Source organism: Ensifer sp. MJa1 (assembly GCF_037026475.1).
Classification (GTDB): domain Bacteria; phylum Pseudomonadota; class Alphaproteobacteria; order Rhizobiales; family Rhizobiaceae; genus Ensifer.
Genome location: NZ_JAKUMO010000006.1, coordinates 260,494 through 273,345 on the forward strand (window position 1 = coordinate 260,494; position 12,852 = coordinate 273,345).

Here is a 12,852-nt window from a genome sequence, read left to right on the forward strand (position 1 = left end):
TCACACTCTGTCATTACACCAGATGGCAGTGGGTGCGCGGTGCTTCGTCCTAACCTTGTGTTGTGCTATCATGTTGATGCGAACACCTCTTTCAGGGTGTTGCGCATGCGGGTTTTGACGACGGATGTTGCGTTACCTCACGCCGCTGCTTGTTTTGATCTCACTCTTTGCGTTTCCAGCTTCACCGCAGGCCGAAAACGACCGGGTCGCATTGGTTTTGCATGTCGACGGCGCCATCGGGCCGGCGACGGCGGAATATGTGCAGCGTGGGCTGGAAATGGCGAGCAAGCGGCAGCTTCCGTTGGTCGTTCTGAAAATGGATACGCCCGGTGGACTCGACACCTCGATGCGCGACATTATCCGCGCGATCCTGGCATCCCCGGTTCCGGTGGCGAGCTTCGTCGCGCCGAGCGGTGCGCGCGCGGCGAGTGCCGGCACCTATATCCTCTATGCCAGCCACATCGCCGCCATGGCGCCGGGCACCAATCTCGGCGCGGCGACGCCGATCGCCATTGGTGGCGACATGTTCGGAGAAGGCAAGGACGGCGAACAATCCGACGGCAAACAGGCTCAACCAAAAAGTGCCGCCGAGGCAAAGCTTGTCAACGATGCCGTTGCCTATATCCGCGGCCTTGCGGAATTGCGTGGTCGCAACGCGGATTGGGCCGAACGGGCCGTGCGCGAGGCCGCAAGCCTTTCGGCGGACGCGGCGGTGCGCGAAAAGGTCGTCGATTTCACCGCCGCGAATATCGATGATCTCTTGAAGCAGGCGCAGGGCCGCTCGATCCGGATCGGGCAAGCCACGGTTGCGCTCGACACCACCGGACTCGGCGTCGAGGATTTCGTGCCCGACTGGCGCACAAGGCTGCTGTCGGTGATTACCGATCCCAACATCGCGGTCATTCTGATGATGATCGGCATTTACGGCTTGATCTTCGAGTTCCTGTCGCCGGGATCCGTCGCGCCGGGCACGATCGGCGGCATCAGTCTTCTGCTTGGCCTCTACGCGCTTGCACTGTTGCCGGTGAGTTTCGCCGGCATCGGTCTGATCTTGCTTGGGATCGGCCTGATAGTCGCCGAAGCGCATTCGCCGTCTTTCGGTGTTCTTGGCGCCGGCGGCAGCATAGCGATCGTGCTCGGCGCGGCGATCCTCTTCGATACCGAAACGCCTGGTTTGCAGGTCTCCTGGGCCGTGCTGGCAGGCCTCGCCCTTGCCAGCCTCGCTTTCAGCCTGCTCGTGGCGCGCCTTGCCTTCAGCTCACGCCGGCATGCCGTGGTGACGGGCAGCGAGCAGATGATCGGCATTGGCGGCAAGGTCGACAGCTGGGTGGGGGCTGCAGGCTATGTCATCGCCCATGGCGAGCGCTGGCAGGCCGTCAGTCGCGAGCCGCTATCTGCCGGCGACGACGTGAAGGTCATAGGGCGGAATGGACTGACACTCGACGTGGTGCGGAGCGTGAAGGAAGGCCCGGGCGCCCTCGATTTGGCGAGAACGTCCGTCGAAACGGAGGATTGATCCATGGACATGTTCGGGAGCCTTGCTCCCTTCGCCGCATTGCTCGTGCTCATCGTTCTCGTGATCGCCTATGCGATCCGGATCCTGCGCGAATACGAGCGTGGCGTGGTCTTTACGCTTGGCCGGTTCACGGGCGTCAAAGGGCCGGGGCTGATCCTGCTTGTGCCCTATGTGCAGCAGATGGTGCGGGTCGACCTCAGAACCCGGGTGTTGGACGTGCCGAGCCAGGACGTGATCTCCCACGACAACGTTTCGGTACGGGTCAGCGCCGTCATCTATTTCCGTGTCATCGATGCGGAGAAATCGACCATCCAGGTCGAGGATTTCATGATGGCGACCAGCCAGCTGGCGCAGACCACGCTTCGCTCCGTACTCGGCAAACACGATCTCGACGAGATGCTGGCGGAGCGTGACCGCTTGAACGAGGATATCCAGAAGATCCTCGACAGCCAGACGGATGCCTGGGGCATCAAGGTGGCGACCGTCGAGATCAAGCATGTCGACATCAACGAGAGCATGGTTCGCGCCATCGCCCGCCAGGCGGAAGCCGAGCGCGAGCGGCGCGCCAAGGTGATCAACGCGGAGGGCGAGCAGCAGGCGGCCGCCAAATTGCTCGAGGCCGCCGAGATTTTGTCCCGGCAGCCCCAGGCGATGCAGTTGCGTTACCTCAGCACGCTGAACGTGATTGCAGGCGAGAAGAACTCGACCGTCATCTTCCCGTTCCCGATGGAACTCGGCGGCCTGTTGGGCTTCAAACCCGACAAGCCGACCAGCCAGAGCTGAGCGTAACCAGAGGCGGTCAGGCCGCCTTCTCGATCCTGGCGACCTTGAGCAGGTCTTCGATTGCGCCCGGTGCCGCCGCCAGCACCGGCGCCCAATGGGTCAGCGCCTCGCCGCGTGTCGGGAAGGGCAGTGTCCAGCCGCCGGCTTCTGTCACCAGGCAATAGCCGCCGAGGCAATCCCAGGCATGCATATAGGGCTCATAGTAGCCGACGAGCCGGCCGGCCGCGACATAGGCGATCATCAGTGCGCCGGAGCCGTTGCGCATGAAGTTGCCGCCGGCCGCAAGCAGCCGCTCGACGATTGCGCCCATTTCCCCGGGCTTCACCTGATCGTTGGCGCCAAGGCCGGTGACGGCGTTGCGGATCGTCCGCGTGCCGTCGAGACGGAGCGTCTTGCCGTTCAGCGTCGCGCCCAGGCCTGTTGCGGCCGCGTAGATTTCTCCGTGGCAGGGCGCGTGGATCACGCCGATCACCGGCTTTTCTGCGTGAACGACGGCAATCGAGACGCACCAGTTCGGCATGCCGTTGACGAAGGGCGTGGTGCCGTCGATCGGGTCGAGCACCCAGGTAAAGCCGGAGGTGCCGTTGGCGAGCCCATGCTCTTCGCCGAGCACGCCGTCATCAGGAAAGGCTGCCGTGATCTTCTCGCGGATCAGCGTCTCGACATTGCGGTCGGCAATCGAGACGACGTCGTGGGCGTCGCGCTTGGTTTCGATGACCAGCGTGTCCCGCTTCAGGAAGTAGTCGTAGGCGACCTTGCCGGCCTCCTCGGCCATGGATTTGGCAAGCGCGAACCGGGCCTCAAGGCCGGCAATCTCGATAGTCATGCAATAGTCCTTTTATAACCAGATTGAAAATTCAGGCGTCAATCAAAGCGAGGCCGCGGCTGCGGAAACCGATGGCGACTTCGGTTGCCGGAGATAGCATTTCCTCGACCGCCTGATCGACAACAAAGAGGAGGCCGGTCGCAGTCTCGACTTCGTACTCGACGTGACCGCCGAGATAGGCTGCGCTGCTGATCGTGCCGGCAAGTGCTGCGCCCCTGGCTGGTGTCAGCGTCACCGCGTTGGGACGCACCGCGAGCTTTGCCGGGCCGGGCCGCGTGCTGCGCGACGGCAGGCGATGTTCTAGGCCACCGACACGGATCGTCGCGAGACCGGCAGCTGCCGCGGTGACCTCACAAGGCAGCACATTGGCTTCACCCATGAAATCGGCAATGAAACTTGACGCAGGGGTTTCATAGAGGTCGCGCGGTGCGCCTTCCTGGGCGATGACGCCGTCCTTCATGACGATGATGCGGTCGGAAACGGCCAGCGCCTCGTCCTGATCGTGGGTGACGTAGACGGCGGTAAAACCGAGCCGTTGCTGAAGCTCGCGGATTTCCGTGCGGACCTTGCGACGCAGCCTTGCGTCGAGGTTGGACAATGGCTCGTCGAGCAGCAGGACCTGCGGTTCGAGAACCAGCGCCCGGGCGACGGCGACACGCTGCTGCTGGCCGCCCGATAGTTCGGCGGGCAGACGTTGCCCGAGACCGCCGAGGCCGACAAGCTGCAAGCCATCTTCGGCGCGCTCGCGTGCTTCCTTCTTCTTGATGCCGGAGGATTCCAGGCCATAGGCGACGTTGTCGAGTGCCGACATGTGCGGGAACAGCGCATAGGACTGGAAGACCATTGACACGTCGCGCTCGTTGGCCGGCAGCATGGTCACGTCCTTGCCGCCGATCAGGATCCTGCCGGCGGACGGATGCTCGAGCCCGGCAAGCATGCGCAGCGTCGTCGTCTTGCCGCAGCCGGAGGGACCAAGCAGGGTCACGAGCGTGCCCGGCTCGATGGTCAGCGACAGGTCGTGGATGGCGGTGAAGGCGCCGAACTGCTTGCGCACGTTCTGAAAAACGACAGAGCCCGTTCGAGGGGTGTGGGTTTGAGTGCTCATGCGGTTTTCTCCTGGGAAAGGGCGTTGGCGGTCGGTCGGGAGGGAGCAGCACCGAGGACACGGTTCTCCCGCCTCAGGCGGCGTTCGCCGACGAGCAGTTGCAGGCCGGTGATGACGGTGATCATCACCAGGATGAGGGCGGAGGAGTAGGCGATCGCCACGCCGAATTCGCCATTTTCGACGAGGCCGACGATATAGGCGGTCGCCATGTTGTATTCGGCGCTGACGAGGAAGACGACGGCGCTGATCGAGGTGATCGCCCGGACGAAGGAATAGACGAGCGCGGCGACGATCGCTGGCCGCAGCAAGGGCAGGATGACCTTGCGCAAGGTGCGGAAGCTGGTTGCCCGAAGCGTCAAGGACGCCTCGTCGAGGCTCTTGTCGAGCTGGCTCATCGCGGCAATGCCGCCGCGCACGCCGACCGGCATGTTGCGGAAGACGAAGCAGGCAATCAGAATCAGTGCCGTACCGGTCATTTCAAGCGGCGGCAGGTTGAAGGCGATGATGTAGCTGATGCCGATGACGGTGCCGGGAATGGCAAAGCTCAACATCAGCGCGAACTCGAAGACGTCGCGGCCGGCAAAGCGCTGGCGCACGATGAGATAGGCCGTCAGCAGGCCGACAAGGGCAGTCAGCGGGGCAGCGAGCAGCGAGATCTCCATGGTCGTCCAGAACGAGTTCCAGGCAACGCCGGTCCAGGCGATCGCACCATCGGCAAACGAGATGGAGAAAGCCTTGGCGTAGTGGTCGAGCGTTAACGAGTGGTCGAGGCCCCAGGTCTTCACGAAGCCGCCGAAGAGGATCATGCCGTAGACGACGACGGTGAAGATCATCCAGGGGATAACCACGGCGTGAACGCCGATCGACACCGAGCGTGGCAGCGCGCTGTGGGCGCCAGAGTCGCCCTTGCCAGTGACGGTCGAGTAGTTCTTGCCGGCGAGCCAGTAACGCTGGGCAAGGAAGGCCGAGAGCGTGAAGCAGAGCAGGATGATCGCGAGCACCGCTGCCCGAGACGGATCGTTTTGTGCGCCGACGACGGCAAAGAAGATCTCGGTCGAAAGCACGCCATGACTGCCGCCGAGCACCAGCGGATTGCCGAAATCGGCCATGCTTTCGATGAAGCCGATCAAGAAGGCGTTGGCGAGACCGGGCTTCATCAGCGGCAGCGAAACGGTCCAGAAGGTGCGCCAGCGGTTGGCTCTGAGCGTCTGCGACGCCTCTTCCATCGACGGACTGACGCCCTCGACGACACCGATCAGCACGAGGAAAGAGATCGGTGTGAAGGAAAGAACCTGAGCGATCCAGATGCCGGTGAGGCCGTAGAGCCAGCGGCCGGGTTCAATCCCGAAGGCGTTAGAAAGGAACTCGGTAATGACGCCGGCGCGGCCGAAGAGCAGCGTTAGCGCCAGGCCGATGACGAAGGGTGGCGTGATGATCGGCAGCACGGTCAAAAGGCGCATGCCCTTCTTGAAGGGAAAGCGCGTGCGGGTGGCCACAAGCGCGAAGGCAAGGCCGAGAAGTGTCGAGCCCGATGCCGTCATCAGCGCCAGCCACAGGGTGCGCCAGGCGACACCGCATCGGCCTTCACCGACAACGCAGCTCAAGCTCCAGATCGAGCCGTCCTGGATGTTGCGGATGAAGCCGTCAGGCTTGAACGAGCCGTCGAAGTCCTGGACGGAGGCCGCAAACATGCTGCCAACCGGATAAAAGACGAAGACGATGACGAGGCAGACGAGCAGAGAAATCGCCGCGACGATGAAGGCATCGCCCTTGAGCACGCCGCGCTCGGCAAGCCCGAAGGCGAACAGGAGCACGAAGGTGAGGGCGGTGAGCACCGCGCCGGCGCCCATTGATGGCTGACCATCGGAAAGCGGACCGAACAGGGTCTCGCTGACCGCCCAGGTCCAGCCTGAAAAACCGATCGCAAGCCCTTGGAGTGCAAGGAACAGGACGCCGGCAGCGCCGGCGACGGCGAGCACCATCCCGCGGCGATCCGGGTCGCGTATAAAACGTGCTGCCGCCGAGACGGCGAGCAGCAGTAGCGCCAGGCCAAGCCAGGGGCGGCCATGCGCAAAGATCTGCGCTAAGCCTGGGGCGACGGCGGGGTCGGAGGGGAAGCCGGCGAGCCAGCCAAGGCCGAAAAAGCCGCCTTCGATGCGATACCAGGGGACAGCCAAGAAAGCGGCCAGCCCGAGCCCGAGCGTCAGGTCGAGCCTGCGGTTGCGATGTTCCATGATGGTCCTCGCGTGATTTGAGATGAAAGGTGAGGGAACGCCGCGCCGCTCAGGCTAGGGCAGGAGACGGGGACCGTGCGTCAGCGCCGGGTCTTGCCGGCCGAACTTAGGTCCGACCGGCATCGTTCCGATGCTTATCAGTTGGCGCTCGCACCAACCTCGCGGTCCCAGCGCTCAAGCAGCGACTTGCGCTTCTCGGCGTCGCCGAAGGTGGCGAAATCGTAGTCAATCAGCTTGATGTCCTCGAACCGCGGCGCTTCCTTCGGTACTTCGGCCGACTTGTTGGACGGCAGCTGGAAGGACTTGGCGTCCTTCATGCGCGACTGCACTTCCGGCTTCAGCGCCCAGTCGTACCAGGCCTTGGCATTGTCCAGGTTCTTGGCGCCGCGGATGATCGACATCGAGCCGATCTCGTAGCCGGTGCCTTCGCATGGCGCGATCGCCTTGACCGGGAAGCCTTCCGCCGTCTGCGCCACCGCGTCATGCATGAAGACGACGCCGAGACCCGTCTCGCCGCGGGCGGCCGCCTTTACGGGTGCAGAGCCCGACTTGGTGTATTGCGCGATGTTGCCGTTGAGCTTTTTCAGATAATCGAACGCCTGATCTTCGCCCATGATCTGCACCAGCGAAGCGAGTGCTGTGTAGGCGGTGCCCGACGAGTTCGGGTTGGCCATCTGGATCTCGCCCTTCAGCGAGGCGTCGAGCAGGTCGGCCCAGCACTTCGGCTCCTTCAGGCCCTTCTTCGAGAAGATCTCGGTGTTGTAGCCCCAGCCGAGCGCACCGGCATAGACGCCGACCGTGCGGTAGCCCGAGCCTTCGGCCTGCTTCTTCGCCCAATCCTGCAACTGATCGAGCATCGGCGACTTGTATTCGAGCGTCAGGCCGTCCGAGGCGGCCTGCAGATGCGGATCGCCGGTGCCGGCCCACCAGAGGTCCGTCTTCGGGTTGCGTGCCTCGGCGCGGATCTTGGCATAGGTTTCGCCCGAGGACAGGCGCACCATGTTGACCTTGATGCCGGTCTCCTTCTGGAAGTCGCCAGTCATCTGCTCGCAGATCACCACGTCTGCCGAGCAGATGAGATTGAGGCTGCCGGCAGCCTCGGCGGGTAGGGCCGAAAGCGCTGTTCCGGCAAAAAGCATGAGGGAAAGGGTCTTCGTTTTCATTTGGGCATCCTCCTGTTGCCTGTTGAAATCGGCGCGAACGGGACACGGCGCGGCCATTCGGGCCGCCCACCGGGCTGCACGTTCACGAATTTGAGTTTTCGGTTTTGTTGGAGCTGGCCGGGGAGCGTACGCGTATCCGTCCCAAGCCTGCTCTAATTTACGTCAGGCGATCAGTTCGTTGCGGTGATCTCCGCATCGAACCTTTCAAGCAGGCGACTTCGTTCTTCTGGCGAGCCGAAGGTGGCGAAGTCAAAATCCACCATCTTGATCATCGAGATATCGGGCGCGCCGAGCGGCAGGTTGGACCGCGCGTTGGACGGCACCTGGTTCTGGCCGGATGCGGCACCCGTTCCCTGGCCTTCCGGGCTCAAGGCGAAATCGACGAAGCTCTTGGCTGCCTTCAGGTGGCGCGCGCCCTTGACGATGCTGACGGCGCCGATTTCGTAGCCAGTGCCCTCACAGGGCGCGACGATGACGAGCGGGAAGCCTGCCTGTTTCTGCGTGACGGCGTCATGCATGAAGGAGATGCCGATCAGCGTTTCGCCGCGTGCCGCCGCTTTGACGGGTGCCGAGCCCGCCGTCGTATACTCGTCGATGTTGCGGTTGAGCCCCGCCATGAAGCGGAAGGCCTCGTCCTCGCCGAAGAGCTGGACCAGGGTCGCAAGCGCGGTGAAGGCGGTCCCGGACGAATTCGGGTTGCCGCTGCGGATGCGGCCGCGATAGGCGCTGTCAGCGAGATCCTTCCAGCAGGTTGGTGCCGGCAGCTTCAGTTTGGCGAGCAGTTCGGTGTTGTAGGCAAAGCCAAGCGCGCCGGCATAGATGCCCGCGGAACGCCCCCCGGAAATCGCAAAGAAGTTCTGTGCCCAAGGCAGCATGTCGCGCTCATGCGCCGGCCTATAGAGTTCGAGCAGGTCTTCGGAGCCTGCCTGCAGGTGGGTGTCGCCGGTGCCACCCCACCAGACGTCGACGGTCGGCGTACTCTTTTCGGCACGTATCTGGGTCAGGATGTCGCCATTGCTCTTGCGGGTGATCGCAATTTCGAGCCCGGATTTGGCCTCGAACGCCGCCTTCATCGCCGCGCACCACGCTTCATCGACGCCGCACAAGACGGTCAGCGCCGGCGCTGTCATGCCTGGCGTGGCGGTGCATAGCCACAGGGCCACGCCCGCACTGATCGTGGTGATGCCTCTCACGATGTCCTCCCCTTTGGAGCGCTTCCGCCCCAATCTCCGCATTCAGAATGTCACATTCGCGGATCGTCGCAATCCGTAGAATGGTTACCGTTTTTACATTCCCGAGCGCTGCCGTCCGATCAAAGTTACAAAGATTACAAATATGACAGCGCACATAACGCGAGCCGCTTTGAACATTGTGACAGCCCCGCCTATGATGGCTGCGGGAGGACGTGCATGCTGAGTGAGAGGATTAAAATTCTGATCGTCGAGGACGATCCGGACATGGCGGAGCTCGTCTCCGACCTGGTGGAAGCGGAAGGGTGGATGCCGTTGACGGCGTCATCGGCGGAGGCGGCGGCCGGCGTGCTCGCGCGCGAGCCGGTGCATCTGGTGCTTGTCGACCATAACCTGCCGGGCACGTCTGGCCGCACGTTTGCGCAGCGGCTTCGGGCAAGGACCAATATCGGTATAGTCATGGTGACGGCGGCGGGTAGTGCCGCCGACCGCGTGCTCGGACTGGAAACCGCAGCGGACGACTATGTCGTCAAGCCGTTCGAGCCGATCGAGCTGACGGCCCGGATCAAGGCCGTGCTGCGTCGGACCTACCCGTCGTTGAAACCGGAGCGGGAGGCCGAGCGTGAGCCGGAGCCCGCATCGCTAAAGCTTGGCGACTGGTCGATTGATCTCAGGAGCCGCCGCGCCGTATGCTTGGCTGACCCGACGAAGTCCCTGACCAGCGCGGAGTTCGCCCTCCTCGAAATTCTTGCGGAAACGCCGAACATGCCGGTCGGTCGCGCGCATATTCTCGACCGCCTCGGGGCCGAGAGCGACCGCTACATCGACCGCAACGTCGACGTCCTGGTGCTGAGGCTCCGGCGCAAGATCGAACGCAATCCCGACCTGCCGCGCCACATCAAGACCCGGCGCGGCAAGGGCTACGTGCTCGACACCGATGACGGCGAGCTCAAGCCGTGATCAATCGCCCGTTCCTCTCCTCGATCGCCTTTCGATTGCCCTTCGCGATCGTTTTCATCTGCGTTCTCGTCTTCAGCCTGGCAACGGTTGCCGTGTTCGGTCTGCAGCGGGCGCGCGATGAAATGGCGGCATACGGCCTGCAGGCGTTTTCCAGCCTTGCCAAGGCCTCGCTCGTCTCACGCCAGGTTTCCGATCTCGTCTCCAGTGCGCCGTTCCTGATGAATGCGACGTCACCCTACCGGGTTTCGAGCGAGAGCCGTTCCGTGGTCGCGCAGGTCGATGCATTGCTGCGCGCGATGCAGCCGGAAACCGGAAAGGCCGCGGTCAAGGGTTTTGCCAACGCCCATATCGTCGAACTGCTGGAGGCGATCCGAACGCAGACGATGTCGCTTGCGGGCGACGCTGAGGCTGCCCAGCAACACAAGGCCGCGGCCGCAGCCGCACTCGGCGAGATCGCGACCGGCAGCAGCATAGCCGACGCCGAGTTCCGCCGCAGCCTCAATGCCATCGTGCAGTCGGCATCCAATTCCGACAGCCTGTTCCAGCTCGGCGAACTGCGTCGGCGCTACGTCGCTGAGACGACGCCACGGCTGGAGCATGCAGCCCCTGACGTACGGGTATCGACCGCCGGACTTGCGCCCTACGAACGTGTTTTCGAGGCCCAGACACATTATCTGCTGGAAATGTTTGCCATCCGTACGGCCGTTGCGCAGTTGCATACCGTCTCGCGTGATCTTTCGCATGCGACGGAAACGCAGAGCGAGGCCGTTGCCCGTGGCCTGAATGACGATCTCGCTTCGACGTCCGACGCCTTGAGCCGTCTGCTGGTCATCGTCGCCGTTGCCGCGCTGCTGGTACTCGTCATGGCGGTCTTTTCCATTCGCTCGGTCATGCGCGTTTCACGCGGTATCGTGTCGCTCTCCAACGGGATGAACGCTCTTGCTGAAGGGCGGCGGGAGGTTGACGCGCCGACCTATAACGGGAACGAAACGGAACTCGTCCGGCTGCTTGAGGCTTTCCGGGCATTTCGGGAGAGTGTCGAGCGCGTCTCGAGACTGAGGCGCACGGCGGAGGCGGCTGCGCGCACCATCCGCTCGACATTCCGCAACATGAACGAGGGCATCGCCCTGTTTGATCCCGGCGGCCGACCGATCACGATGAACCGACGCGTCATCGAACTCGTCGGGTGGCCGGGATCGGCAAGGAAGCTGCCGCTGCGCAAATTCGTCAGCCCGATACCGGAGATTGATCCGGCGCTGCTGCCTGCCGATGGCGATACCGGCGCGCTCGACGACCGGCTTGTTCTGCGTCATCGCTCCGGGGCGGGCCGCGTCACGGAGGTCTCGCTGTCGCGGCAGCCGGATCGCGGTATCGTGCTACTGACCCGGGACGTGACCGATATCGACCGACAGGAAGCCGAGGCCGCCAAGGCGCAGCGCCTCGACGGCATCATGCGCATGACGCATCAGGTGAGCCACGAGGTCGGCAACATGATCGGCATCATCACCGGCAGTCTCGGGCTCTTGGAGCGCGAGACCGGTTTCAACGATCGGCAGAAGCGGCACATCGCCCGCATTCGCAAGGCGGCCGACCGCGGGCGCTCGCTCGCCTCGAGCATGCTGTCCGTCGGCAGCCAGCACCCGATCCAGCCGGGCGCGCTTGAGATCGGCGGCGTGCTGCGCGGCATGGCGGATGTGCTGGAGATCGCGGTTGGCGAGAAGTGCCGTCTGGTCTTCGAGATCGCCGACGACCTGCCGAGCGTGCATCTCGACGCCGCCCTGTTCGAGCAGGCGATCCTCAATCTTTGCCTAAACGCCGCTGCCGCGTTGCCGTTCGGCGGGACAATTCTGGTCTGCGCCATCGGCAACGAGGGCGGTGTTGTCGTCTCGGTGACCGACGACGGCATCGGCATGTCTGCGGAAGCGGTGGACAAGGCGTTCGAGCCCTATTTCACCACGCGTGACGAGGAAGGCGGCGCCGGTCTTGGCCTGGCGGTCGTCTACGGCTTCGTCCGACAGAGCGGTGGCGACGCCCGCATCATCTCGCAACCGGGAAAGGGAACGACCGTCGAGTTGGCATTTCCGGGCTGAAACAGAGTGGCGCCGCTGCGCGAACCGCAGCACGGCGGCATCGATGCGTTCGCCATTGTCGCAGAAAACCGCCCAGAGCCACGCCATCAACCACAACATCAAGAGCCAGGCGAGCACGACATCGGAGAGGAAATGCGCGCCAAAACACGATCCGATTGAGCGAGAAGGCAAGGATCGGCAAAAGGAGCGCGATGATCGCCAAGCGGCGCCAGCGGACGGGCAGCAAGAGCGCGAGCGCCACCAGAGCGATCGCCGTTGCCGATTCACCCGACGCGAAGGAACAGCTGCGCGTGCAGGCGCTGGAAACCTGCCAGGCGGGTGTAAACGGCAGGCTGCCGCCGAAATCGGTGATGTCATAGGGGCGTGCGCGGCCCACCAGCCGTTTCAGCGCCTGGATCAGCAGCCCGGGACCAACGGCATAAAAGATAAGGAAAAACAGCGCTTTGTGTGGTCGCAAGAGCCATGGTTTCGGCTTGGTCACCTGCACTATGAACAGCGCCAGGACACAAGGCAGGATGAAATACGGCAGCACACGGTTGAAGTCGCGCAGCGCAACCAGCATGGGTTCTCTGGAGAGCGGGAAGTCGCCGCTCGCGGAGGTGGCCCAGCGTGAAACGGCGAGATCGATGCCGGGAAAGGCCATAAAGAGGAAAGCCGAGAAAATGGTCAGGGCACCGGCAACGGCGATCGGCTGATGGGCTGTAACCGCCTGGGCTTGTCGGGGCCAGAGACGCGGGCTGGCCCGCCACCAGCGGACGCTGCCCGGAGACGGTGCGGGGGAATGGATGAGGCTGGACATGCCGGTTGCTCGCAGGTTGTCGAAATGTGCGGGCCGGACACTTGCTTTGCCCTGTCAAGGCTGAATGGAGGAATGGGGAGGGCTTGATGGGCAGCCTCACGCATCGGCATGGTGCGCCGGTGGCAGGGTAACGTTCCATCTGGCGTGCGACATGGCCGCCAGCGCCGATTGTCAAGAAACAGCGGA

10 protein-coding genes are annotated in these 12,852 nt (G+C 63.5%); 4 read left to right on the forward strand and 6 right to left on the reverse strand.

What is annotated here, in order from left to right:
* The first annotated feature begins 124 nt into the window (after window positions 1-124).
* Both MKZ91_RS11180 and MKZ91_RS11185 read left to right on the forward strand, forming a co-directional pair.
* The gene (locus MKZ91_RS11180; RefSeq protein WP_336170946.1) at window positions 125-1,516 is read left to right on the forward strand and encodes an NfeD family protein; all 1,392 of its coding nucleotides are present in this window, start codon (window positions 125-127) and stop codon (window positions 1,514-1,516) included.
* A gap of 3 nt (window positions 1,517-1,519) precedes the next feature.
* Window positions 1,520-2,299, forward strand: coding sequence for a slipin family protein (locus MKZ91_RS11185; protein WP_336170947.1), 780 nt, complete (start codon window positions 1,520-1,522; stop codon window positions 2,297-2,299).
* 16 nt (window positions 2,300-2,315) lie between these two features.
* Here MKZ91_RS11185 and MKZ91_RS11190 read toward each other — a convergent pair whose 3' ends face one another.
* The 5 genes from MKZ91_RS11190 to MKZ91_RS11210 form a co-directional block, all read right to left on the reverse strand.
* Entirely contained in the window at window positions 2,316-3,125 is an 810-nt protein-coding gene (locus tag MKZ91_RS11190) for an inositol monophosphatase family protein (RefSeq protein WP_336170949.1), read from the reverse strand.
* A 31-nt stretch (window positions 3,126-3,156) separates the two neighbouring features.
* Window positions 3,157-4,230 (reverse strand): ABC transporter ATP-binding protein, encoded by a 1,074-nt coding sequence (locus MKZ91_RS11195; protein ID WP_336170950.1) that lies wholly within the window; start codon window positions 4,228-4,230, stop codon window positions 3,157-3,159.
* The gene (locus MKZ91_RS11200; protein ID WP_336170951.1) at window positions 4,227-6,464 is read right to left on the reverse strand and encodes an ABC transporter permease; all 2,238 of its coding nucleotides are present in this window, start codon (window positions 6,462-6,464) and stop codon (window positions 4,227-4,229) included. Before MKZ91_RS11200 ends, MKZ91_RS11195 begins: the two co-directional genes overlap by 4 nt.
* 137 nt (window positions 6,465-6,601) lie before the next feature.
* Window positions 6,602-7,627: an ABC transporter substrate-binding protein gene (locus MKZ91_RS11205; RefSeq protein WP_336170952.1), complete on the reverse strand. Its 1,026-nt coding sequence runs from the start codon at window positions 7,625-7,627 to the stop codon at window positions 6,602-6,604.
* Window positions 7,628-7,797: 170 nt separating this feature from the next.
* The gene (locus MKZ91_RS11210; protein WP_442892253.1) at window positions 7,798-8,790 is read right to left on the reverse strand and encodes an ABC transporter substrate-binding protein; all 993 of its coding nucleotides are present in this window, start codon (window positions 8,788-8,790) and stop codon (window positions 7,798-7,800) included.
* A 246-nt stretch (window positions 8,791-9,036) separates the two neighbouring features.
* Here MKZ91_RS11210 and MKZ91_RS11215 point away from each other — a divergent pair, with 246 nt between their 5' ends.
* Together MKZ91_RS11215 and MKZ91_RS11220 are read left to right on the forward strand one after the other, a co-directional pair.
* Entirely contained in the window at window positions 9,037-9,777 is a 741-nt protein-coding gene (locus tag MKZ91_RS11215; RefSeq protein WP_336170954.1) for a response regulator transcription factor, read from the forward strand.
* Entirely contained in the window at window positions 9,774-11,867 is a 2,094-nt protein-coding gene (locus tag MKZ91_RS11220; protein WP_336170955.1) for a two-component system sensor histidine kinase NtrB, read from the forward strand. The genes MKZ91_RS11215 and MKZ91_RS11220 overlap by 4 nt, the downstream gene beginning before the upstream one ends.
* On the opposite strand, the gene MKZ91_RS11225 is transcribed toward MKZ91_RS11220, so the two are convergent.
* Complete coding sequence (locus tag MKZ91_RS11225) at window positions 11,815-12,666, reverse strand: phosphatase PAP2 family protein (protein WP_336170956.1); 852 nt, start codon at window positions 12,664-12,666, stop codon at window positions 11,815-11,817. The two genes, MKZ91_RS11220 and MKZ91_RS11225, sit on opposite strands and share 53 nt — an antisense overlap.
* Window positions 12,667-12,852: the final 186 nt, after the last annotated feature.

Coding starts and splice junctions, on each gene's coding strand:
- MKZ91_RS11180 (WP_336170946.1), top strand. CDS start 125: ATGTTGCGTTACCTCACGCCGCTGCTTGTTTTGATCTCACTCTTTGCG.
- MKZ91_RS11185 (WP_336170947.1), top strand. CDS start 1,520: ATGGACATGTTCGGGAGCCTTGCTCCCTTCGCCGCATTGCTCGTGCTC.
- MKZ91_RS11190 (WP_336170949.1), bottom strand. CDS start 3,125: ATGACTATCGAGATTGCCGGCCTTGAGGCCCGGTTCGCGCTTGCCAAA.
- MKZ91_RS11195 (WP_336170950.1), bottom strand. CDS start 4,230: ATGAGCACTCAAACCCACACCCCTCGAACGGGCTCTGTCGTTTTTCAG.
- MKZ91_RS11200 (WP_336170951.1), bottom strand. CDS start 6,464: ATGGAACATCGCAACCGCAGGCTCGACCTGACGCTCGGGCTCGGGCTG.
- MKZ91_RS11205 (WP_336170952.1), bottom strand. CDS start 7,627: ATGAAAACGAAGACCCTTTCCCTCATGCTTTTTGCCGGAACAGCGCTT.
- MKZ91_RS11215 (WP_336170954.1), top strand. CDS start 9,037: ATGCTGAGTGAGAGGATTAAAATTCTGATCGTCGAGGACGATCCGGAC.
- MKZ91_RS11225 (WP_336170956.1), bottom strand. CDS start 12,666: ATGTCCAGCCTCATCCATTCCCCCGCACCGTCTCCGGGCAGCGTCCGC.